A 21763-nucleotide genomic window follows, 5' to 3' on the forward strand; every position below is an offset into this window, starting at 1 on the left:
GGGACATGATCTTACTGTCCCAGCGGCAGCATCATCAGGCGGCCAAACTCAGGGCGCGGTGTCCCGTCGCCGCAAAGCCGCAAGCAATTCCAGGCGCTGGCCTGGTTGCTGGTCACCACCGGGCGGTCGATCGCCTCTTCCATGCCGGGAACCGCGAGCGCGCCGCGCAGCGCGGTGCAGGATACGAACAGCGCATCGGCTTCAGCGTGCGTCGCCTCGCGCGCCAGTTCGACAATGGATGCCGGCGCAATGCGCGCCATCTCGCGGTCATCCTCGAAACCGAGGCAAGTGAAGCTGAGGATCTCGAAACCCCGCGCCGCAAAATAGGCGGCCATCGGCCTAGAGGTCTCGACGGTGTAAGGGGTGAGGATGCTGATCTTCTTGGCGCCCAAAGCCTTCAGTCCGCGCTCGCCGGCCATCGGCGGTGTGACGACGGGAACGCCTGATTTGGCAGACTGGATTGCCGCCTCGATCTCGGCGTCGCCGATCACCACAGAGGCGGAGGTGCAGGAATAGCAGATGGCGTCGAGGCTCTCGTCGGGCAGGATGAGTGCCGCGCCGGCCGCCAGCTCCGGCTGCATCTTGCGCAAATTCTCCGGCGTGGTCGGGTTCTTGTAGGGGATGCGCGCGACATAGACACCGACCCGCTCGCTCGCCACCATGCGGCGGAAGTCCGGCTCGCTGGTGTGGTCGGTGGCAAGGATGATCAGGCCGACGCGCTTTTCCAGCGGGCGCGCGTCGAGCGCCGGCCTTGCCGGCATCAGCCTGATTTCGGGCAGCGGTTTCATCTTGAGAATTACCTTTCGATCTTGCCGTAGCGATGTTCCAGCCAGCGCAACAGCACGACCGAAAAGAGGCTGATGACGAGGAAGAAAGCGCCGACCAGCGTGATCGGCTCGATGTAGCGATAATAGGTGTTGGCGACGCTCTTGGCCTGGTTCATCAGCTCCAGCACGGTGATCGCCGACAGCAGCGGCGTCTCCTTGAACATGGCGATGAAATAATTGGCCAGCGCGGGAATCATCGGCGGGATGGCCTGCGGAATGATGATGTTGGTCCAGGTCTGCGTGGCGCTCAGATTGCAGGCCTTGGCGGCTTCCCACTGGCCGCGCGGCACGTTGTCGATGCCGGCGCGATAAACCTCCGCAGTGTAGGTGCCGTAGTGCAGACCAAGCCCGATGACGCCTGCGACCAGCGGCGGCAACAGGATGCCGAAATCCGGCAGCACGTAGAAGATGAAATAGAGCTGCACCAGAAGCGGCGTGCCGCGGATGAATTCAGCCGCCCAGCCGACGGTGCGTGACAGAACCTTGTTGGGCGAGCGCCGCGCCAACGCGATGCCCAGGCCGACGATCGCAGCCAGCACGGAGCCGAGCAGCGTCGCCAGGATGGTGATCTTCACGCCCTGGATCAGCGTCGGCATGATCTCCCAGACAAAGTTCCAATCCCACTCCATCAGACGCGCACCCCATCGAGGCCACGCGCCATGCGGCGTTCCAGAGAACGCACGCCCCAGGAGATGATTAGCGCCAGCGCGAAATAGATGATCAGGATGGTGGTGAACGGCACCAGCGTGTTGCCAGTTTGCGAGCGCACGACCTGCGCCTGAAAAGTGAGATCGGCGAGCGAGATCAGCGACACCACGGAAGTCGCCTTCAGCAATTCGATGGCGTTGTTGCCGAAGGTCGGCAGCATGATCAGCAGCGCCTGCGGCAGGATAACGTGGCGCATGCCTTGCCAGCGGCCGAGATTGAGCGCGATGCAGGCCTCATATTGTTCGCGACCGACCGACTGGATGGCGCCGCGCACCACTTCCGCCGCATAGGCGCCGACATTGAGGCCCAGCGCCAGCACGCCGGCCTGCAGCGGGGTCAGCTCGAGGCCGATCAACGGCAACACGAAATAGGCAAAGAACAGCTGCACGAAGATCGAGGTGCCGCGGAAGAATTCGATGTAGACGGTTGCCAGCCAGCGCAGCGCAAAGAAGCGCGACACGCGCCCCATGCCGGCAAGGAAGGCCATGATCAGCGCAAGCACCGACCCCATCAGCGTCAGCTCGATGGTGACTAGCGCTCCCTGCAATATCAGGCCGAGATAGCCGGACCACTGGGTCATTCGGTTAGAGGTTCCCACGTTTGGTTCTAGGATCCTTCTCGCCGTTCACGGGGGCGAGGAGTGGTCCGCAGAGCGGATGAAAAGCCAATTGCTTGGCTTTTCGAATGACGAGCGCCCGTAGCATAGCGAAGGGCGATGCCGGCAGGCAGTTGAGGGGCAGAGCCAGCCTCTCAAGGGAAAGCGCCGCCCCTCTCCGTCACTTCGTGGCACCTTCTCCCCGTATACGGGAGAAGGCAAAGAGGCGCGCTATTTCGCGGCGCAGAGCTTGTCTCGGCTCGTTGACATCGCTGCTGCCGCCGAGAAGCCGTAGGGCTCGATGATTTTGGCGAAGTCGCCGGATTTCTTCAGCTTGGCCAGTTGGACATCGAAGGCATCGCGCAATGCCTCATCGCCCTTCTTGAAGGCGGCGCCGTCGCAATAGACCGGCGCACCTTGCACAGGCGCAATGACCTCGAGGTTCGGGTCGGCAGCCTTTTTGACGAGGTCGTTGATCGACAGAACGGGCAGGGAGTAGGCATCGATGCGGCCGTCCTGCAGCATCTTCAGGCCGCTCTGGCCGTCGGGCACGACGATGACGCGTTCGCGCGGCACGCCGGCGTTGAGCGCCAGCTTCTCTTCGGTGCCGCCGCCCGGCGCGCCGATCGTGGCTGACGTGTCCTTGGCGACATCCTCGTAGCTCTTGAAGCCCTTCGGATTGCCCTTCTTCACCAGCATCGCCTCGGCGTCGCACAGCACCGGTTCCGAATAGACGACCGCCGCGCAGCGCTCCGGCTTCATGAACAGGCCGGCGGTGACGACGTCGAAGCGGCCGGCCTGCAGTCCGGGGATCATGGCGCCATACTCTGAGATCGACGCGACGATGTCGCCAACGCCGAGACGCTTGAAGATCTCGCGGGCCACGTCGGGCGCCGCGCCCGAAACCTTGCCGTCGGCGGCGACCGCCGTATAGGGCGGCTCGTTGGCGATCGCGACTCGGGCAAAGCCCTGCGCCTTCAGCTGCTCGAGCTTACTGTCATCGGCCGAACCGGTGCTTGAAGCCACGAGTACCGCCGTCAGTGCGAGACCGGCGACGCCGGCCAGAATGCCAAGTTTCTTCATTGTTCCCAACTCCTTGTTTGTCTTCTTGGTTTTGTCTGGGGCAGTCTTCCGCCCCGCAAAGCGGTCAGACACGATGCCCGGCCGCGATGATCTTCTTCAGGAAGCCTTGTGTGCGCTCCTGCTTGGGATGGCGGAAAATCTCGTCGGGCTTGCCTTCCTCGACGATCCTGCCGCGGTCGAAAAACAGCACGCGGTCGGCGAAGTCGTGGGCAAAGCCCATCTCGTGGGTGACGAGCAGCATGGTCATGTCGGTCTCGGCGGCAAGCTTGCGCATGACGTTGAGCACCTCTTCGACCAGCTCCGGATCGAGCGCCGACGTCACCTCGTCGAACAGCATGATCTTTGGCGACAGCGCCAGCGCACGCGCAATCGCCACGCGCTGCTTCTGGCCGCCGGACAATTGCGCCGGCATCGACTTCGCCTTGTCGGCCATGCCGACCATGTCGAGCAGTTCCATTGCCCGCTTTTCGGCAGCGGCGCGCGGCGTGCCCTTGGTCAGCATCGGCGCCAGGGTGACATTGTCCATGACGCATTTGTGCGGAAAGAGATTGAACAGCTGGAAGACCATGCCGATCTTCTGGCGCATCTTGGTCAAATGCCGCTCGTCGGCGGGCAGCAGCTGGCCATTGCGCTCCATGTGATAGAGCTGCTCGCCATCGATCTGGATATGGCCGCCGTCGATCTTCTCAAGTGTCATCAGGATGCGCAGGATCGTCGTCTTGCCCGAGCCGGACGGGCCGATCAGCGCCAGCTTCTCGCCCGGCATGACCTGCATCGACAGGCCGTCGAGCACCTTGAACGAGCCGAAGCTCTTCGAAATGGCGTCGACCTTGATGATGGGTGTGGACAAATGAATTTCCCCTGCTGGAGAAGCCTGTGCCCTTAACGATGCGGAAGGCGCCAAATCATGTCAATTGGGAAAATAATATCATGACAATATTTCCGCGACCGCACAATTTCAGGGCAATTTCCGCTCAGATTGCGAGCAGCAGGTGCTCCGGATCGCCAAGCAGCAGCTTGGTGACAACGCCGAGGCCGGCGCGCAGTTCCCCTTCGGTGGTCGAGCCCAGCGAAATGCGCACCGCCGGATGCCAGGGCGAGTCCGAGATGCGGAAGGACATGCCGGGCGCAATCGCGACGCCCTGAAGGCGAGCCTGGGCGACAAAGCTCTCCTCGGCGCGGTCGGCCGGCAATTGCAGCCAGATATGCAGCCCGTCGCGCCGGGCGCAGTAATCGACCCCGGCCAGCACTTCGGCCGCGATGTCCTGGCGCCGCCGCAAGGCCGCGCGCTGCCAGCGCACGAGCTCCATCGCCGTACCGTCAGTGACCCATTTGGTGGCGATCTCGGCCACCAACGGCGTCGCCATCCAGTTGGACACCAGATGCCGGTTGGCCACAGCCGCGACGTAGCGGTCGGGCGCGGCGAGGTAGCCGATGCGCAGGCCGGGCACGGTGATCTTGGTGAAGGACGTAACGTAAAGCGTGCGCTCCGGCGCAAAGGCGGCGACCGGCGGCGGCCGGTCCTCAACCAGCGGACCCAGCACATCGTTCTCGATAATAGCGATGTCATGCTTGCGCGCGACCGCGGCAATCTCTTCGCGCCGACGCGCATCCATCAGCGTGGCCGTCGGGTTGATCACCGAAGGCTGCACGAAGACCGCACGAATGTCGGCGAGACGGCAGGCCTCGTCGAGCGCTTCCGGAATCAGGCCATTGCCGTCGATCGGCAGGCCTTCGAGGTTGAAACCGAGATAACGCGCCAGCGGCACCAGCGTGTGGTGGCCGATGGCTTCGGTGGCGACGGTCGAGCCCGGCGGCGCCACGCTCATCAACGCGACCGTCATCCCCGCGGTGGCGCCGTTGGTGAGACTGATATTCTGCGCGGAAATGTCGAGCCCGCACAGTCTCAGCCAGTCCACCGCCACCGCGCGGTGGCGCGGAAATACCATGTTGGGCCGGAACGACAGCGCCGAACTCGACGGCAGGTTTTCGGCGAGCCAGCCCAGCGCCTGCTTCAGCCGCTCCAGATGCATCGGCTCGCAGACCGGCTTCAGGATCGAGAGGTCGATGACTTCGCCGAGGCGCTCCGGCAGATAGGGCGGCTCCGGCTCGCGGCGCTGCGTCTGGACAAAGCTGCCGCGGCCGATCTCGCCCGAAATCAGGCCGCGCCGGATGAGTTCCTCATAGGCGCGGCTGACCGTCTGCACCGACAATTTGAGATCATCTGCCAGCCGGCGGTGTGTCGGCAGCCGCGTGCCATTGGCGAGGCGCCCGTCATGGATGGCGCGCGCAAACTGGTCGGCCAGCGATTGATAGGCCGGCCGGCGAAGGAGCGCGGGATCGGGTTGCCACAATGTCATGACTTATTAGAGATCGAAATCAGTGCAATTGACAATCGAAATAATGCGCCGTCATGGTGATGCCGACAAAAAAGCGCACGCCGATGACATCAGCCAAACTCGACGCGATCGACCTGAAAATCCTCGACGCCATCCAGCGCGACGGGCGCATCACCAAGCTGGCGCTGGCCGAGCAGGTGGGCCTGTCGCCGACGCCGTGCTGGATGCGGCTGCGCAAGCTGGAAAAGGCCGGCATCATCTCGGGCTATCACGCCAGGATCGCCATGCGCGTCGTGGCGCCGGTCGCCACCGTGCTGATGGAGGTGACGCTGGCCAGCCACCGCCAGGCCGATTTCGACCGCTTCGAACGCGTCATTCGGGACATCCCCGAGATCGTCGCCTGCTGGTCGGTGGGCGGCGGCGTCGACTATGTGGTGAAGGTGATGGCGCGCGACATCGACGCCTATCAGCGTCTGGTCGACGGCTTGCTCGAGCGCGAGATCGGCATCGATCGCTACTTCACCTACATCGTCACCAAGACGGTGAAGGAAGAGGTGGTGCTTCCGATAGCTGACCTACTACCGGCGTCGGCATAGGGCCGGAGAGATTGTCTGCTAAGGCGGCAGAATAGAGAGACTCTCTCTGCGGCCAGGCACGCAAACAGCCTCTCTGTCTGCTCATGACGGATAGGCTTCCCGCATCAGTCCGAACCGGGAGGCCTCGACCATGTCCGCGCATTTCGCTCGCTCACATCGCCATGAAGCGCTCGACCGACTCACCGACCGCCGGCTGCTGCGCGAACTCGCCTATGTCGACGGGCATTGGACGGCAAGCGAGGCGGCGGAAAGTTTCGAGGTCACCGATCCGGCCACCGGTGCGACTGTCGCTTTCGTCGCGGCGCTCGATGCGCGGCAAACGACAAAAGCAATCGATGCCGCCGCGCGCGCCTTTCCAGCCTGGCGCTCCCTGTTGTCGCAGGAGCGCTCGAAAATTCTGCGAAAATGGTTCGAACTGATCATCGCCGCGAAAGACGATCTTGCTCTGCTGATGACACTGGAACAGGGCAAGCCGCTGCAGGAATCGCTTGGCGAAATCGACTACGCCGCCTCCTTCGTTGAGTGGTATGCCGAGGAAGCAAAGCGCCTCAATGCCGAGAGCGTCACCAGCCATCTGCCGAACGCCGAGATGATGGTGCGGCGCGAGCCGCTCGGCGTCGTCGGCATCGTCACGCCATGGAATTTTCCGTCCGCCATGCTGACCCGCAAGGCAGCCGCAGCCCTTGCCGCCGGCTGCACCATCGTCGCGCATCCGTCCTCGGAAACGCCGCTGTCGGCACTGGCGATGGCTGAACTCGGCGAGCGTGCCGGCCTGTCCGCCGGTGTCTTCAACGTCATCACCGGCAAAGCGGCGACCATCGTCGGCCGCATGTGTGAGGATGCACGCGTCCGTGCCATGAGCTTCACCGGCTCGACGGAGATCGGCAGGCTGATCGCCGCACAAAGTGCGCCGACGATGAAGCGGCTGGTGATGGAGCTTGGCGGCCACGCGCCGCTGATCGTGTTTGCGGACGCCGATCTCTACAAGGCCGTGAGCATTGCCATCAACGCCAAGTTCGCCACATCGGGCCAGGACTGCCTTGCCGCCAACCGCATCTACGTCCAGCGCCCGATCTACGAACACTTCTGCGCCGCCTTCGCCAGGCGCATCGAGGCACTGCGGACCGGCAATGGGCTTGCCGACGGCACCGACATCGGGCCGCTGATGCATGAGCGCGCCGTCATCAAGGTCGAGGAACAGGTTGCCGATGCCATCGCTCGCGGCGCGCGGTGCCTCGCCGGCGGCAAGCGACATCAGGCCGGGCCGCTGTTCTACCAGCCGACGCTGCTGGCCGATGTCCCTGACGAGGCGCTGATCATGCGCGAGGAGACTTTTGGCCCGGTCGCCGCCGTCACGCCTTTCGATAGCGAGGACGAAGTGATCGCCCGCGCCAACGCCACCGAATACGGCCTCGTCGCCTATGTCGTCACCGAGAACGGCGGCCGTCAGCAGCGCATCGGCCGCGCGCTCGACTACGGCATGGTCGCCATCAACCGCGTCAAGATCACCGGCGCGCCGATCCCGTTCGGCGGTGTCAAGCAATCCGGCATCGGGCGCGAAGGCTCGCGCCACGGGCTGGAGGCTTTCACCGATCTGAAGTACCTCTGCCTGGACGTCGCATAAGTCCGTCCGGCCAGCTCTCAAGGAGTCAAGAAATGCTCGACCAGTCCAACGAACTCAACGCCTGGGATCGCGACCACTTTTTCCATCCCTCGACCCATATGGGCACGCATGCGCGCGGTGAATCGCCGACGCGCATCATGGCCGGTGGTGAAGGCGTCACCGTCTGGGACAACAATGGCAAGAAGAGCATCGATGCCTTTGCCGGCCTCTATTGCGTCAATGTCGGCTACGGCCGCCAGAAGATCGCCGATGCCATCGCCACCCAGGCGAAGAACCTCGCCTACTACCACGCCTATGTCGGTCACGGCACCGAGGCCTCGATCACACTGGCCAAGATGATCATCGACCGTGCGCCCAAGGGCATGTCCAGAGTCTATTTCGGGCTCTCCGGTTCGGACGCCAACGAAACCAACATCAAGCTGATCTGGTACTACAACAATGTGCTTGGGCGGCCGGAGAAGAAGAAGATCATCTCGCGCTGGCGCGGCTATCACGGCTCTGGCGTGATGACGGGATCGCTGACCGGGCTCGACCTCTTCCACAACGCCTTCGACCTGCCGCGCGCGCCGGTCCTGCACACCGAGGCGCCCTACTACTTTCGCCGCGCCGACCGCTCGATGAGCGAGGAGCAGTTCTCGCAGCACTGCGCCGACAAGCTCGAGGAGATGATCCTTGCTGAAGGCCCCGAAACCGTCGCCGCCTTCATCGGCGAACCGATCCTCGGCACCGGGGGCATCGTGCCGCCGCCCGCCGGCTACTGGGAAAAGATCCAGGCCGTGCTGAAGAAGTATGACGTGCTGCTGGTCGCCGACGAGGTGGTGACGGGCTTCGGTCGTCTCGGCACCATGTTCGGCTCCGACCACTATGGCATCAAGCCGGACCTGATCACCATCGCCAAGGGCCTGACTTCGGCCTATGCGCCGCTGTCCGGCGTCATCGTTGCCGACAAGGTCTGGCAGGTGCTGGTGCAGGGTTCGGACAAGCTCGGCGCGCTCGGCCATGGCTGGACCTATGCGGCGCATCCGATCTGCGTTGCCGCAGGCGTCGCCAATCTCGAACTGATCGACGAGATGGACCTTGTGACAAACGCCCGCGAGACTGGCGCCTATTTCCGCGCCGAACTGGCCAAGGCGGTCGGCGGCCACAAGAATGTCGGCGATGTGCGCGGTGCCGGCATGTTGGCGGCGGTCGAGTTCGTCGCCGACAAGGACGACCGGGTGTTCTTCGACGCTTCGCTCAAGATCGGGCCACAGGTGGCCACGGCGCTTGCCGCCAGCGGTGTCATCGGCCGCGCCATGCCGCAGGGCGACATACTCGGCTTCGCGCCTCCGCTCTGCTTGACCCGTGGGGAAGCAGACATCGTCGTTTCGAAGACCGCCGATGCCGTCAACAGCGTGTTTGCCAATCTTTGAGACGAACGATGAATGCCATGACCAAGACCGTTCCCGCCACCATGGCCGCCGTGCTGCTCACCGGGCACGGCGGACCGGAGAAACTCGTCTATCGCACCGATGTGAAAGTGCCTGTGCCCGGCCTGGGTGAAGTGCTGGTCAAGGTCAGCGCTTGCGGCATGAACAACACCGATGTCTGGGTGCGCCAGGGCGCCTATGGCACGGAGGAAGATGCTGCCGCCGTGTCGACCTGGCGGCGGCAAGGCAACACACTTGTTTTCCCGCGCATCCAGGGCACCGACACGGTCGGCACCATCGCTGCCGTCGGTGAAGGCATTTCGCCAGACCGCGTCGGCGAACGGGTGATGGTCGATTTCTCGATCTACAACCGCGACGACGATTCGCTCGCCGACATCGACTATATGGGCCATGGCCGGGACGGCGGCTATGCGGAGTACCAGGCGGTGCCGGCCGAGAATGCGCATGTCGTCGACACCGAGATGAGCGACATCGAACTCGCCACCTTCTGCTGCGCCTACCTCACCGGCGAACAGATGCTGGAGCGCGCCGCACTCAAGGCCGGCGAGCGCGTGCTTGTCACCGGCGCTTCGGGCGGTGTCGGCTCGGGCATCGTGCAACTGGCGCGAGCACGCGGCGCCATACCCTATGCTGTCGTCGGCAAGGGCAAGGAACAGGCGGTGCGCGACATCGGCGCCGAGGCCGTCATCACCCGCGGCGTCGCCGACTTGCCAGCCGCTGTCAGCGAAGCGACAGGCGGCCAGCCGATCGACGTGGTCGCCGATCTCGTCGGCGGGGCGATCTTCAACGACCTGTTGCGCATCCTGAGGCCCGAGGGCCGCTACACCACAGCCGGTGCCATCGCCGGCCCGGTCGTCCAGCTCGATCTCAGGACGATGTACCTCAAGCAGCTGCAGCTGCATGGCTCAAGCCAGGGCACGCGCGCCGATTTCCGCCGCATCGTCCGCTACATCGAGGCGAAGAAAATCCGGCCGCTGGTTGGCGGTGTCTACAGACTGTCCGATTTTCACAAGGCGCAGGCCGACTTCATCGCCAAGGATTTTGTCGGCAAGCTGGTGGTCGTGCCGGACGCCATGTGGGTCAATGGCTGACCTGGCAGGACGGGCTTTCGTGCGGTTAGAAAATCATCGTGAGGTGTTGTCGATCCGGCCCGTCCTTGGGTTAGAACCGCCACGAGGAGGAAGCCGTGAGAGACTTGATCCTGAAGATGTCCATGTCGATCGACGGCTTCGTGAGTGATCTGGATGGCGCAAACAAATGGATGTTCGGCAGGTCGCCGGCGGTCCGTCACTCCGGAAGGCCGGCCTTGCGGAAGCCATCGACGAAATGTTCGAGCGTGGCAGTGTCGCGGAATGGCTCGGTCTCGACCCAGTGGCGGGTTGTGAAATGCGGGTTGGCGACGAGGAACATTGCGACCTCGGCGCGCGCCTCGTCGAGCCGGCCGAGCTGGGCGAGGCTCGCCGCCAGGAAGCGGCGTGAGCTTGTGCGATAGGTCTCGTCCCGGCGCAGCGTCTCGACGGCGGCCTCGTAGTCGCGCGCCGCGTATTGCGCCTGGCCGAGCGTTAGATAGTACCAGCTTGCCGGATACGGGTTCAGGCGGAACGCTTTGCGAATCTGCTCGAGGCCCTCCTCCACCTGGCCGGCCAGGGTCGTGATATCGGACAATGTCGCCCAGGCGTCGGCGTCGTTCGGGTCGAGCTCGAACGCCTTGGCAAATTCCGCGTCCGCCTCATCGAATCTGCGCTCATAGGCAAGCAGGTTGGCAAGCACCCAGTGACAGCCGGCATCATTGGGATCGATCGCCACGGCCTTGCGCGCCAGGTCCAGGGCAAGGCCGCGGGCAGGCTCCATCGCTTCGCCCCAATGCACCCATCCCATCCAGTGGTTCATGGCAAGCCAGCGATAGGCCTCGGCATAGTCCGGATCGAGCCCAATCGCACGCGTCAGCATCAGATGCGCTTCGCGCGCCGTCTCCGGCGAGACGTCGATCAGCTTGCGGGCCCGCACACACAGATCGTACGCCTCGAGATTCCCTGGCCGGTTGCGCGGCAGGGGCGCACGCAGGCGGCCAAGCAGGGCCTCGACGATCTTGGTCGTCACCTCGTCCTGGACGGCAAAGATATCTTCCAGGCCGCGATCAAAGCGGTCCGCCCACAGATGCTCGCCGCTCAGTGCGTCGACCAGCTGGGCGTTGATGCGCACGCGCCCGGCGGCACGCCTGGCGCTGCCCTCCAAGAGATAGCGCACGCCAAGTTCCCTGGCGATCTCGCGCACATCCACCGCCTTGCCCTTGTAGGCAAAGGTCGAGTTGCGCGCGATGACGAACAGGCCGCCGATCCGGGACAGGTCGGTGATGAGGTCTTCAGTCAACCCGTCGGCGAAGGCTTCCTGCTCGGGGTCGTTGCTGAAATTGGCGAAGGGCAACACGGCTATCGACGGCTTGGCGGGCAGCGGCAAAGGCTGTCGCTTTGCATCGCCGAGCCGTTCAATGGCGCCGGTGAAGCGATAGCCGACGCGCGGAACCGTCGATATCCATTCCCCGCCATTCGCGGCCGGACCCAGCAGCTTGCGCAATTGCGCGATCTGGACCGTGAGGTTGCCTTCCTCGACGGCCGTGCCTGGCCATGCCGCGTCCATCAACTCGGCCTTGGCCAGGATCTCGCCGGGCCGGGCGACGAGCGCCGCCAGCAGTTGCAGTCCGCGATGACCGGCTGCGACGGGGACATCGTCCCGAAGGAGCGTTCCCGCACCCGGATCAAGCACGAACGGACCAAAGGCAAAGCGCACTCCTTGCATAACGCGCATCTATAGCCCGTTTGGAAGTTTTGAGAACTATTTGGGAAGGCTTAATTACGGCGCCGTCCGCATGCTGCAGAATTCAGCCTCTTTCAAACCGAGGGCTCTTGCCCCTCAAGCCGAATGGAGGTTGCCATGAACGATACCCTTGCTTCTGCCCCGGCAGCCTGGCCGGAAAAACCCGCGGCGTCATCGCGCCGGTACCTGACGGGCCCGCGCAGCATGATTGCGGCCTGGCGTGAGCGGATACGCTTTCGCTGGGACCTGACGCAGATGGCGGAGGCCAATCCGCATCTGATCGACGATATCGGCCTGACCAGACGCCAGGTCGAGGCAGAGATCGTCAAACGCTTCTGGCAAGTGTGAGCCGGATGATACCGCATCGCCCGTTTGTGCGTGCCGCGGCGCTTCGCCGGTATTTGCACTTGCCGGAATTTGCCGATCCTGCTTCGAAGGCTGCATGAGCGCCGAAGACGCGACGTCACCGCGCGAGAACCGCATCCCGTGGGCCGCGATGGCCGGCATCATCGCGACCGTCACGGTGTTTGCCGTCGCGCAGGGGCTGACCTATCCGCTGCTCAGCTTTATCCTCGAACGGCAGGGGACGACACCGGGCCTGATCGGCCTCTCGGCGGCAATGACGCCGCTGGGTTTCATCGTATCGTCGCTCTTCACGCCGGCGCTGGTCCGGCGCGTGGGCGCGGCGCGCTTTGCGGTTCTGTGTTCAATCCTGGCAGCGAGCGCCCTGATCGCGATTGCCTGGACGCAGGACGTCTGGGCCTGGATGCCGTTGCGCTTCCTGCTCGGCTTCTTTGCCAACCCGCTCTACATGATCAGCGAAACCTGGCTGGTCTCGATCACGCCCGCCGCGCGCCGGGGCCGCATCATGGGCCTTTACTCCTCCATTGTTTCCGCCGGATTCGGCCTCGGCCCACTGTCGCTCGGCCTTGTGGGCACCCATGGGTGGCCGCCCTTCATCATCGGCAGCGCGGCCTTCCTTGTCTGCGGCCTGATCGTGCTCGCCGTCGCAGCGCGCCTGCCCGACATGCCGCATGACGGCGAGGCGGTGTCGGTCGGCGGCTTCTTTGCCCTGGCGCCGCTGTTGTTGTTTGCCGTTTTCACCGCTGCCGCCTTCGAGCAGGTCCTGCTTTCCCTGTTCGCGGTCTATGGCGCCGCACTTGGCAGCGCCGAGCAGCGCATTGCGTCGCTCATCACCTGTTTCATCGCCGGCAATGCGGTGCTGCAGATCGTGCTCGGGCGCGCGGCCGAACGGTTTGGCTCGACGCGGATGATGCTGTTCTGTGTCCTGGTGTGCCTGGCCGGTTGCCTGCTGTTGCCGTTGCTCTTCAACAATTGGCTGATCTGGCCGCTTTTCTTCGTCTGGGGCGGGGTCTCGTTCGGCATCTACACGCTGTCGCTGATCCAGCTCGGCGAGCGTTTCACCGGTCAGGCCTTGATTGCCGGCAATGCCGCCTTCGGAATCGTATGGGGCATAGGCGGCATCGTCGGCTCGCCCGCGGCCGGGCTGGCAATGCAACTGACCGGACATCAGGGGCTGCCGTCGTCGCTCGGCCTGCTGTGCTGTGTGCTGGTGGTGTTTCTGACGGCGCAGAGACGGCGGGTTTGAGCGAAGACCTTGCTCAGGCGTAAGGCGTGCCTGCCATTGCGGCTTTCAGGCCGATGCTGCCCTTGTCGACGAGAGCGAGAAAGGCCGCGCTCGCTTGGCCGCTGTCGCGGGTTTCTCGAAACGTCCGGTGCGCCTGGATGAAGGCCACACTCCATGTCGTCAGGAGCAGCGCCGCACCCAGCCGGGCGTCGGGGTCGGCGGCATCACGCCCCGCGCCTTCAGTCAGCGCTACCGTCAGCACGTCCGCCAGCTCATCCCGTATCGCTCTCGCCCGCGCCTTGAGCGTCTCGCTGCCCTCGACCGTCCTGATCAGGCCCTGGCTCCTGGCGGAGAATTCGACGACGGGGCTACGTTCGGCAACCAGGCGATGCGCGAACAGCCGCAACGCCTCGATCGGCGCGATGCCTGGATCGCGCTGCCGCAGAGCCTCGCGCAGCATCTCGCGGCCTTCCTCGTCGCGGTCGAAGAGCATGTCCTCCTTGCGCGGGAAGTGATTGAACACCGTCATCCGCCCGACATCGGCGGCCGCCGCGATCTCGTCCACCGTCACATCATCGAAGCCCCGCTCGAAGAACAGGAGCGTGGCGGCATTGGAGATGGCTTGCCGCGTGGCGAGGCGCTTGCGGGCCCGGAGGTCGGACGGGGTTGACATGGCTTTCCTGGTTGAATATGTACTGAGTACAAGTTTGTATCGAGTATAGTAAGAGCTGAGCCGAAAAGCAAGCTTCTCCGCTCGATCTGACTGCAGAGACCCAGGACCGTCAGCGCAAGGCGCGCGTCATGGGCTCACCATTTTTCATCGTCTGGATCTCACCATGAACAAATCCCTTACCGCTATCTTCGCCGCGATCGGCCTCGACGCCGTCGGCATAGGCCTCATCTTCCCGATCCTCCCGCGCCTCCTCGAAGAGGTGACGCACAGCCCTGACATCGCACCTTATATCGGCATCATGACCGCGCTCTATGCGTTCATGCAATTCGTCTTCGCGCCCATGCTCGGCGCCTTGAGCGACAACATCGGCAGGCGTCCGGTGCTGCTGATTTCGCTCGCCGGTGCGGCCATCAACTACATCGTCATGGCCTTCGCGCCGCAGCTCTGGATGCTGTTCCTCGGCCGCGCCATTGCCGGCCTGACCAGCGCCAACGTCTCCGTTGCCATGGCCTACATCACCGACGTTTCACCCGAGGACAAGCGCGCCCGTCGCTTCGGCCTGTTCAACGCCGTGTTCGGCGCCGGCTTCATCATCGGGCCGGTTCTCGGCGGTCTGCTCGGCGACCACTGGCTGCGGTTGCCTTTCATCGCCGCCGCCGTGCTCAACGCCTGCAATCTGCTGCTGGCTTTTTTCACCCTGCCGGAGTCGCGCGCACCTGCCCGCCAGAAGCTTGATCTGGCCGCACTCAACCCGCTTGCGCCGTTGCGCTGGGTGTTCTCTTTGAAGGGGCTTTTGCCGATCGTGCTCGTGTTCTTCATCATGAGCGCCACCGGAGAAGCCTACGGCACCTGCTGGGCGCTGTGGGGCTTCGACACGTTCCAGTGGAACGGCGTCTGGATCGGCCTTTCGCTGGGCGCCTTCGGTGTCTGCCAGACGCTGGTGCAGGCATTCCTGCCCGGCCCGGCAGCCAGATTGCTCGGCGAGCGCTGGGCCGTCGTCACCGGCACAGGTTTTGCCTGCATCGCCCTTCTCGCCATGGCTTTCGCCAATCACGGCTGGATGGTGTTCGCCATCATGCCGGTCTTCGCGCTTGCCGGCATCGGCGCCCCGGCGTTCCAGGCCTTTGCCACAAGGCGGGTCGACCCGGCTCGCCAGGGTCAACTCCAGGGCGTGCTGGCATCGGCCGTCAGCCTGGCCTCGGTCATCGCCCCACTCGGCTTCTCGACCTTCTACTTCGTCGTCCAGAAAGAGTGGCCCGGAGCCGTCTGGCTCTCGGTGCTGGTCGTCTACGCAATCGCAATTCCGCTGGTTCTTCTCGGCACCCGAACCGCTCGCTCCGCAGAGTCAGCGATCGCGTAGATCTTCCTAAGTAAAGCCGATCACACACCAGACCTTGCAAATATGCTATACTCACCGGGATGTAACAGGGAGAGATATCGATGAAGAAAGCTTTCCTGATTTCTGTCATTGTCGAGATGGCATTTCTGGGCGCGGCGACAACCATGTCATTGGCGGATGATCTTCCCGCCTTGAACTCGAAGTGGCGCGAACCGCAACACGGAACCTGCCTGGAGATTACTCAAATTTCGGATGCACTTCCTGGACCGGCAGGCTGCGCTCAGATTGCCGGTCGGATGAAAGACGATCTGATGATCGGTTATGCCTGCAAAAGCGGATCGGAAATCAGCTTTTTCACCGGTCTGCAAACCGACAATTCCATAAAGCCCGATATTTTCATTGGCCGGTACAGCGCGGAAGCCATAATCGCCCAATACTGCACCAGAATTAGCAACGACTGGCCTCCGGAATATGATTGCAGAAATGAAATGACGTTCAAAAGCGTCAGCAGTTGCACACCCTGAAATGCGCTGGCCCGGTTGAAGACGGAAGCTTCATCCGCGGGTGCTGTAGAACTCATTGCCTGAGCGGCGGCGTGGCGGGCGAAGGCGCCCGATCAGGATCGGCTGAATGAAAACAGCTTCGCGTCCGCATCTTCTACGCCGCCGATCGCCGAGGCGACGATCTCCGAAGCGATCTGCGAGAAGGTGATGCCGTTGCCGCCATAACCCATCACGGCATGGATGCGCGGATGCCGGGGCAGGGCGCCGATACAGGGCATGCCGGTGCTGGTTGTCCCGAACGAACCGGTCCACGCGAATTCGGGCCTCACGTCGAGCCGCGGCAGCAAACGATGCAGCTTCTTCGCCAGACGTTTCGCCTTGTCGGCGATCAACTCATCGCGGCGTGCCTCGTCGGTGAAGTCCTCGTCCTCGCCGCCGCAGATGACGCGGCCATCTTCCGTCGCGCGCAGGTATAGGTATGGCTCCGACGCCTCCCAGATCAACACAGAGCCCGGCCATATGTTTTTCGGTTGCGGCGCCGTGGCGATCGCCCAGGTCGACACGACGCTGTGCGCGGTCTTCGGGATGGCGTCGGTCAGTTCGTAGCCGGTGGCCAGCACCAGATGCCGCGCGGTGATCGTCGGGCCACCGCTGGTGGCGACGACGACCTGATCGCTTCTGTCCTCGATCGCCGTCGCCTGTACAGGCGCATAGAAACGCGCCTTGCGCTGCAGGGCTTTCAGCAGCAGGCCGGCAGTCAGTTTGCGCGGGTCGAGCGCGAGATTGCCGTGGCTAAGAATAGCGCCGGCACGGTCGATGCCGAAGCTGTCGGTGAGTGCCTTGCGGGTGAGGTAGCTTGCGCCGATGCCGACCTGCCGGCGCGCCTCCGCCTCGTCGCGCAGTGCAGAGGGGTCGAGCACATCGCCGGCGAGATAGAGTGCGGAAGATGGTGTCAGGTTGCAGTCGATGCCGAGTTCGGCGATCCGGCCGCTAAGGTTGGACACCGCAAGGCGTGAGCGCCGCCATGCCTGTCCGGCATCGGCCTTGCCGACCATTGCCGAAAGTTTCGTCAGCGGCTGATCGAGTTCGAACTGCACCAGAGCCGTCGTCGCCGCGGTCGATCCCTGCAAGGGTCCGCGCCTGTCGATGCAGATCACCGAACGACCGGCGGCAGTCAGCGTTTCGGCGGCCATGGCGCCGCTGATCCCCATGCCGACGATCAACACGTCGGTCTTGACATCGCGGGTCAGTCTTTCGGTCGGCACCGATGGAGCCCGATAGGCAAACCAGACCGGCCGGCCGCTGCGCAGGTCGAGTTTGCGTGCCACCAATGTCTCCAGGCGCCGGCAATGTCTTCAGCTGCTAACCAATGTCTTCAAACGAAGAGCGGCCGCCGAAGTCCGGCGGCCGCTGTCGGCGACGCTATATTCGCCCGAGAACAACCAGAATGATGACGATGAGCAGCACCAGCCCGAGGCCGCCGCCGCCATAGTAACCGGTGCCGTAAAACGGTCCGCCGCCGAGGCCGCTGAAGCCGCCGAGCAACGCGATGATGAGGATGATAATAAGAATGGTACCCAGGCCCATATGCCGTCTCCTTGAGCTGCCGCGCCATTCACGCCGCGCGGCTCGAAGACAGAAACTCGCGGCAGGCCATCCTGTTCCAATGCCTTTGCAACCCTTGCGCGCCAAGGGCAAGCGCAGCCGGAGTGATACGGTCTCTTTTGACGGCTAAGAAAAGCAGGAATCCTGCCTGTTGGCTTCGGAGGGACTCGGCGTTTGATAGAATCGCTGACCCGCTCTGCCCCGCTTGCCGCGAGTTTCCGTGGGCTCAACAGGCCACCTTCACGTCGCCTTGCCGGCCGGCGCGCCTAAGTCTTCCTCGGCAATATCGTCGAACGAGGCGTAGTTCATGTTGTAAAGCCGCGCGTAGAGACCTTTCGCCGCCATCAGCTGGTCGTGGTTGCCGCTTTCGACGATCTCGCCATTCTGCAGCACGATGATGCGGTCGGCGCCGCGGATGGTGGCCAGCCTGTGCGCGATGACCAGCCCGGTGCGGCCTTCCAGCAGCGTGAGCAGCGCCTTCTGGATCAGCATTTCCGTGTAGGAATCGATGCTCGCCGTCGCCTCGTCCAGCACCAGGATCTTAGCGTCGGCGACCAGCGCCCGCGCAAAGCTGATCAGCTGGCGCTGGCCGAGCGAGAGGTTGCCGCCGCGTTGTTCGAGCTCGGTGTCATAGCCATTGGGCAGATGCTCGATGAAATCGTGCGCACCGACAGCCCGCGCCGCTCGCACCACCTCTTCGCGGGTTGCTGATGTCTTGTGATAGCGGATGTTTTCCAGCACCGTTCCTGAAAATAGGAATGGCTCCTGCAGCACCATGGCCACCTGGTCGCCGAGCGAATCCTGCGTGACGTCGCGGACATCGTGGCCGCCGACCAGCACCTCGCCCGACCAGACATCGTAGAAACGGTGCACCAGCGCCATGCAGCTCGACTTGCCCGATCCGGTCGGCCCGACCAGGGCCACGGTCTCGCCTGGATTGACTCGGAACGAGACATTTTTGAGCACCGGCTGGTTCTGCCGGTAGCCGAAGGTGACGTTCCTGAACTCGACCGAGCCGTCCATGTCGCGCGTCAGCGCCACCGCGCCTTGCCTGTCGCTGACGTCGACCGGCACGTCGAGCACTTCGGAGATGCGCTGGCCCGAAGCCATGGCGCGCTGCATGACCGAGTACTGCATGGTGAGCGAGCGGATCGGGTCGAAGAAGCGCTGGATGTAGAACAGGAACGCCACCATGACGCCGATGTCGAGGCTGTGCGACAGCACCATCGAACCGCCTATGACGATGACGGTCGCCATGGCTATGCCGGTCAGCGTGTCGACGATCGGCACCATCACCTGCGCATATTTCGCCGAGGTCAAATGCGTCCTCAGATTGGCCAGCACTTTCTCGTCATAGAGGTCGAAATTGACGTGCTGGCGCTCCAGGCTCTGCACCGTGCGCACGCCATGGATGCCTTCGGCGAGCGCGCCATTGGCGATCGAATTGGTCTCGTGCGCGGCCATGAAGGCGACCTTGGCGCGCGGCAGCCAGAACAGGCGTACGACAAACAGCGCCGGCATGGTCGACAGCGTCAAAAGCCCGAGCCGGAAATCGAGCCACAACAGAACGGTGACGATGCCGAACAAGAGCACGATGTCGCCCACCGACATCACGGAGGTCTCGAGGAACTCCTGCATGGAATTGACGTCGCCCTGCAGGCGTGACATCAGCCGGCCCACTTCGGTCTTGTCCATGAAGCTCAGCGAGACGCGCTGCAGATGGCTGAACATGGCGCGGCGCAGGTCCGACAGCACATTCTCGGCCACCTTGCCGACGACGCTTTCCTGCACATAGCTGGCGGCATAGTTGATCAGGATGATCAGTGCGAAGGCGCCGATCGCCCAGTTCATCACCGAGCGGTCGGCCTTGCCTGCCGCCATGCCGTGGTCGATGGCGTAGCGAATGACCAGCGGGATCGCCAGCTGCGTCAGCGTGAACACCAGCACCGCTGCGACCGAGATGAAGATCCTGCCCTGATAAGGCTTCACGAAGCTCCAGATGCGGCGCACGATCCGCGGATCGTAGACCTTGCCGAAGACCTCTTCTTCGTCGCGATGCGAGCCGACGACGGCCTTGGTCGGCCGGCGGCTGGTGTCTTCCTTCTCGTCGTCGTTCTGTGTCGACATCATGCGGCTCCCACGGCGACAGGGAGGTCGTCCTCCGGCCGCAGCTGCAGGTCGTAGAGCGCGCGATAGCGTCCGCCCAGCGCCAGCAATTCCTGATGGGTGCCGCGCTCGGCGATGCGGCCGTTCTCGATGAACAGGATCTGGTCGGCATGCATCAGCGAGCTCAGCCGGTGCGAAATGATCAGCGTCACGCGGTCCTTGGCGAAGCGTTTCATCGCCGTGCGGATCCGCTGCTCGGTGCCGGCGTCGACGGCCGCGGTGGAATCGTCGAAGACCAGCACCGAAGGTCTGAGCATCAGGGTGCGGGCAATGGTCAGGCGCTGCCGCTGGCCGCCGGAAAGCGAGGCGCCGCGCTCGCCCACGACCGTGGTGTAGCCGGCGGGAAGCCCGATAATGTAGTTGTGCAGCTGGGCGTACTCGGCGGCCTGCCCGATGCGGGTCTCGCGCGCCCAGGGATTGCCATAGGCGATGTTGTTCTCGATCGAGGTGGTGAACAGGAAGGCGTCCTGCTGCACGACGCCGACCGCCTTGCGTAGCGATTGCAGCGTCACGGCGCGGATATCCTGCCCGTCAATGGTGATCGCGCCCGACGTCACGTCATAGAAACGCGGGATCAGATGCGCGATGGTCGACTTGCCGCTGCCTGGCGGGCCGACGATGCCGACCGTCTCGCCGGACCTGGCCTCGAACGAGATGGCCGACAGCGCCGGCCGGCCGCCTGTGCCCGCATAGCGGAAGCCGACATTGTCGAAGCGCAGCACGCCGTCAGTGACGACGAGGTCCTTGGCGCCAGGCGCATCCTCGATGTCGAGTTCGGCGTCGAGCAGCTCGAACAGCCTGGTGCCGCAGGTCGAGGCGCGGGCAAACGAATTGACCATCAGGCCGAGCTGGCGCACCGGCATCTGCAGGATGGTCATGAAGGTGAGGAACTGGGCCAGCGTGCCGACGCTGACCTCGCCGGCGATCACCTTCTGGCCGCCGAACCACAACACCAGCCCCATGGCCGCCAGGAAGGAGAAATTCATGGCGCTGGTGTTGGAGACGCGAATGTCGACGCGCTCATTGGCAAGCTCCAATGCCGACCGCTTTGCGCGGTCGAACTTTTCCAACTCATGCCGCTGCGCGGCGAAGGCGCGGACGACGCGGATGCCGCCGAGATTCTCGTCCATCACCCGGCTCAGCACCGACAGCCGCTCCTGCAGCGTCAGCCAGGTGCTGCGCAGCCTGAGCTGGGTGACCGAGGAGCGCCAGGCCACGAACGGCACGAAGCTCAGGCTGAGCAGCCCAAGTTCGAGATCGGCGCTGATCAGGAGGTGGGAGCCGACGCCGATCAACACGCCGAGCAGCACGACGCGCAGTATGCCGGTGGAAAAGAACATGCGCACGCCGTCGAGGTCGAGCAGGCCGAGCGTGATCAGATCGCCGGTATGCACCCTGTCATGGAAGTTGAAGCTCAGCCGCTGGATCTTCTCGTAGAAGGCCAGGCGCAATTCATAGCCGGTGCGGTGGCCGACGGCCTCGCCATAATAGTTCTGCGCCATGGTGAAGAGGCCGCGCAATATGCTGACGACGAGCAGCGTGAGCGCCGTCGTCCACAGCGCCTGCTCCGCCGCCGCACCGCCGCTCGCGGCCATCACGCCTTGCGCCTGGTCGATGGCGCGACCGAGCAGGCGCGGGATGAACAGCTGCAGCGTTGCGGCGATGAAGGTCGAGACGATGGTGATCGCCACCTGCCAGGGATGGCGCAGCGTCATGCGCACGATGCGCAGCAGCGTGCTGAGGCCCTTGCCCCAGGAGGCCTCCGCCACATGGGCAAACGATTTGCCGCGCTTCGCCGCGCCGCTGGCTGCATCCGTATTCAAGGAAAAATATCCAGCCCGATCCGGACATTAGCCCGGACGAATGAAAGCAG

20 protein-coding genes are annotated in these 21763 nt (G+C 63.9%); 8 read left to right on the forward strand and 12 right to left on the reverse strand.

The window, feature by feature from the left end; genetic code table 11:
• Positions 1 to 11: 11 nt before the first annotated feature.
• The 6 genes from eutA to ehuR form a co-directional block, all read right to left on the reverse strand.
• Complete coding sequence (gene eutA, locus JQK88_RS25930) at positions 12 to 788, reverse strand: ectoine utilization protein EutA (protein WP_192255868.1); 777 nt, start codon at positions 786 to 788, stop codon at positions 12 to 14.
• A gap of 8 nt (positions 789 to 796) precedes the next feature.
• Positions 797 to 1456 carry an ectoine/hydroxyectoine ABC transporter permease subunit EhuD gene (gene ehuD, locus JQK88_RS25935; protein WP_112566166.1) on the reverse strand — a complete coding sequence of 220 codons (660 nt, stop codon included), beginning with the start codon at positions 1454 to 1456 and terminating at the stop codon, positions 797 to 799.
• Complete coding sequence (ehuC, locus tag JQK88_RS25940) at positions 1456 to 2115, reverse strand: ectoine/hydroxyectoine ABC transporter permease subunit EhuC (protein ID WP_181061064.1); 660 nt, start codon at positions 2113 to 2115, stop codon at positions 1456 to 1458. Before ehuC ends, ehuD begins: the two co-directional genes overlap by 1 nt.
• Positions 2116 to 2361: 246 nt before the next feature.
• Positions 2362 to 3213 carry an ectoine/hydroxyectoine ABC transporter substrate-binding protein EhuB gene (gene ehuB / locus JQK88_RS25945; RefSeq protein WP_192255870.1) on the reverse strand — a complete coding sequence of 284 codons (852 nt, stop codon included), beginning with the start codon at positions 3211 to 3213 and terminating at the stop codon, positions 2362 to 2364.
• A 64-nt stretch (positions 3214 to 3277) separates the two neighbouring features.
• Positions 3278 to 4063: an ectoine/hydroxyectoine ABC transporter ATP-binding protein EhuA gene (gene ehuA / locus JQK88_RS25950; RefSeq protein WP_210285109.1), complete on the reverse strand. Its 786-nt coding sequence runs from the start codon at positions 4061 to 4063 to the stop codon at positions 3278 to 3280.
• Positions 4064 to 4187: 124 nt separating this feature from the next.
• Positions 4188 to 5573 carry a MocR-like ectoine utilization transcription factor EhuR gene (gene ehuR / locus JQK88_RS25955; RefSeq protein ID WP_203279881.1) on the reverse strand — a complete coding sequence of 462 codons (1386 nt, stop codon included), beginning with the start codon at positions 5571 to 5573 and terminating at the stop codon, positions 4188 to 4190.
• 83 nt (positions 5574 to 5656) lie between these two features.
• On the opposite strand from ehuR, the gene JQK88_RS25960 reads away from it, so the two are divergent.
• The 4 genes from JQK88_RS25960 (at position 5657) to JQK88_RS25975 (ending at position 10293) form a co-directional block, all read left to right on the forward strand.
• Positions 5657 to 6148, forward strand: coding sequence for an Lrp/AsnC family transcriptional regulator (locus JQK88_RS25960; RefSeq protein WP_203279882.1), 492 nt, complete (start codon positions 5657 to 5659; stop codon positions 6146 to 6148).
• Positions 6149 to 6278: 130 nt separating this feature from the next.
• Positions 6279 to 7772, forward strand: coding sequence for an NAD-dependent succinate-semialdehyde dehydrogenase (locus JQK88_RS25965; protein WP_203279883.1), 1494 nt, complete (start codon positions 6279 to 6281; stop codon positions 7770 to 7772).
• 32 nt (positions 7773 to 7804) lie between these two features.
• A complete protein-coding gene (locus JQK88_RS25970; RefSeq protein ID WP_203279884.1) occupies positions 7805 to 9184 on the forward strand; it encodes an aspartate aminotransferase family protein in 1380 nt (459 codons plus the stop codon).
• Between the two features lie 8 nt (positions 9185 to 9192).
• Positions 9193 to 10293: an alcohol dehydrogenase family protein gene (locus JQK88_RS25975; RefSeq protein ID WP_192255881.1), complete on the forward strand. Its 1101-nt coding sequence runs from the start codon at positions 9193 to 9195 to the stop codon at positions 10291 to 10293.
• Between the two features lie 196 nt (positions 10294 to 10489).
• Here the strand turns inward: JQK88_RS25975 and JQK88_RS25980 are convergent, their stop codons facing one another.
• Complete coding sequence (locus JQK88_RS25980; protein WP_246750046.1) at positions 10490 to 12007, reverse strand: winged helix-turn-helix domain-containing tetratricopeptide repeat protein; 1518 nt, start codon at positions 12005 to 12007, stop codon at positions 10490 to 10492.
• 126 nt (positions 12008 to 12133) lie between these two features.
• Between JQK88_RS25980 and JQK88_RS25985 the strand changes: the two genes are divergently transcribed.
• Together JQK88_RS25985 and JQK88_RS25990 are read left to right on the forward strand one after the other, a co-directional pair.
• Complete coding sequence (locus tag JQK88_RS25985) at positions 12134 to 12364, forward strand: DUF1127 domain-containing protein (RefSeq protein WP_192255883.1); 231 nt, start codon at positions 12134 to 12136, stop codon at positions 12362 to 12364.
• Positions 12365 to 12458: 94 nt separating this feature from the next.
• Positions 12459 to 13625 carry an MFS transporter gene (locus tag JQK88_RS25990; protein WP_192255885.1) on the forward strand — a complete coding sequence of 389 codons (1167 nt, stop codon included), beginning with the start codon at positions 12459 to 12461 and terminating at the stop codon, positions 13623 to 13625.
• Between the two features lie 13 nt (positions 13626 to 13638).
• Here the strand turns inward: JQK88_RS25990 and JQK88_RS25995 are convergent, their stop codons facing one another.
• Positions 13639 to 14277 carry a TetR/AcrR family transcriptional regulator gene (locus JQK88_RS25995; protein WP_192255887.1) on the reverse strand — a complete coding sequence of 213 codons (639 nt, stop codon included), beginning with the start codon at positions 14275 to 14277 and terminating at the stop codon, positions 13639 to 13641.
• 163 nt (positions 14278 to 14440) lie between these two features.
• Here JQK88_RS25995 and JQK88_RS26000 point away from each other — a divergent pair, with 163 nt between their 5' ends.
• Entirely contained in the window at positions 14441 to 15637 is a 1197-nt protein-coding gene (locus tag JQK88_RS26000; protein ID WP_192255889.1) for a TCR/Tet family MFS transporter, read from the forward strand.
• A gap of 80 nt (positions 15638 to 15717) precedes the next feature.
• A complete protein-coding gene (locus tag JQK88_RS26005) occupies positions 15718 to 16140 on the forward strand; it encodes a hypothetical protein (RefSeq protein ID WP_192255891.1) in 423 nt (140 codons plus the stop codon).
• 92 nt (positions 16141 to 16232) lie between these two features.
• Here the strand turns inward: JQK88_RS26005 and JQK88_RS26010 are convergent, their stop codons facing one another.
• From JQK88_RS26010 to JQK88_RS26025, 4 genes are all read right to left on the reverse strand, one after another.
• Entirely contained in the window at positions 16233 to 17447 is a 1215-nt protein-coding gene (locus JQK88_RS26010; RefSeq protein ID WP_192255893.1) for an NAD(P)/FAD-dependent oxidoreductase, read from the reverse strand.
• 94 nt (positions 17448 to 17541) lie between these two features.
• Positions 17542 to 17706, reverse strand: a complete 165-nt coding sequence (locus JQK88_RS26015; RefSeq protein WP_112566134.1) for a DUF3309 family protein — start codon at positions 17704 to 17706, stop codon at positions 17542 to 17544.
• 258 nt (positions 17707 to 17964) lie between these two features.
• Entirely contained in the window at positions 17965 to 19851 is a 1887-nt protein-coding gene (locus JQK88_RS26020; RefSeq protein ID WP_203279885.1) for an ABC transporter ATP-binding protein, read from the reverse strand.
• Entirely contained in the window at positions 19851 to 21713 is a 1863-nt protein-coding gene (locus JQK88_RS26025; protein ID WP_203279886.1) for an ABC transporter ATP-binding protein, read from the reverse strand. The genes JQK88_RS26020 and JQK88_RS26025 overlap by 1 nt, the downstream gene beginning before the upstream one ends.
• Between the last annotated feature and the right edge of the window lie 50 nt (positions 21714 to 21763).

The organism is Mesorhizobium caraganae, from assembly GCF_016836705.1.
GTDB lineage: Bacteria > Pseudomonadota > Alphaproteobacteria > Rhizobiales > Rhizobiaceae > Mesorhizobium > Mesorhizobium caraganae.

What these genes read in the sequence shown, in the direction of transcription:
- JQK88_RS26000 (WP_192255889.1), top strand. Translation starts at nt 14,441, where the DNA reads ATGAACAAATCCCTTACCGCTATCTTCGCCGCGATCGGCCTCGACGCC.
- JQK88_RS25970 (WP_203279884.1), top strand. Translation starts at nt 7,805, where the DNA reads ATGCTCGACCAGTCCAACGAACTCAACGCCTGGGATCGCGACCACTTT.
- JQK88_RS25985 (WP_192255883.1), top strand. Translation starts at nt 12,134, where the DNA reads ATGAACGATACCCTTGCTTCTGCCCCGGCAGCCTGGCCGGAAAAACCC.
- JQK88_RS25990 (WP_192255885.1), top strand. Translation starts at nt 12,459, where the DNA reads ATGAGCGCCGAAGACGCGACGTCACCGCGCGAGAACCGCATCCCGTGG.
- ehuR (WP_203279881.1), bottom strand. Translation starts at nt 5,573, where the DNA reads ATGACATTGTGGCAACCCGATCCCGCGCTCCTTCGCCGGCCGGCCTAT.
- JQK88_RS25965 (WP_203279883.1), top strand. Translation starts at nt 6,279, where the DNA reads ATGTCCGCGCATTTCGCTCGCTCACATCGCCATGAAGCGCTCGACCGA.
- JQK88_RS25980 (WP_246750046.1), bottom strand. Translation starts at nt 12,007, where the DNA reads ATGCGCGTTATGCAAGGAGTGCGCTTTGCCTTTGGTCCGTTCGTGCTT.
- JQK88_RS26005 (WP_192255891.1), top strand. Translation starts at nt 15,718, where the DNA reads ATGAAGAAAGCTTTCCTGATTTCTGTCATTGTCGAGATGGCATTTCTG.
- ehuC (WP_181061064.1), bottom strand. Translation starts at nt 2,115, where the DNA reads ATGACCCAGTGGTCCGGCTATCTCGGCCTGATATTGCAGGGAGCGCTA.
- ehuB (WP_192255870.1), bottom strand. Translation starts at nt 3,213, where the DNA reads ATGAAGAAACTTGGCATTCTGGCCGGCGTCGCCGGTCTCGCACTGACG.
- JQK88_RS26015 (WP_112566134.1), bottom strand. Translation starts at nt 17,706, where the DNA reads ATGGGCCTGGGTACCATTCTTATTATCATCCTCATCATCGCGTTGCTC.
- JQK88_RS25960 (WP_203279882.1), top strand. Translation starts at nt 5,657, where the DNA reads ATGACATCAGCCAAACTCGACGCGATCGACCTGAAAATCCTCGACGCC.
- JQK88_RS25995 (WP_192255887.1), bottom strand. Translation starts at nt 14,277, where the DNA reads ATGTCAACCCCGTCCGACCTCCGGGCCCGCAAGCGCCTCGCCACGCGG.
- JQK88_RS26020 (WP_203279885.1), bottom strand. Translation starts at nt 19,851, where the DNA reads ATGTCGACACAGAACGACGACGAGAAGGAAGACACCAGCCGCCGGCCG.
- eutA (WP_192255868.1), bottom strand. Translation starts at nt 788, where the DNA reads ATGAAACCGCTGCCCGAAATCAGGCTGATGCCGGCAAGGCCGGCGCTC.
- ehuD (WP_112566166.1), bottom strand. Translation starts at nt 1,456, where the DNA reads ATGGAGTGGGATTGGAACTTTGTCTGGGAGATCATGCCGACGCTGATC.
- JQK88_RS25975 (WP_192255881.1), top strand. Translation starts at nt 9,193, where the DNA reads ATGAATGCCATGACCAAGACCGTTCCCGCCACCATGGCCGCCGTGCTG.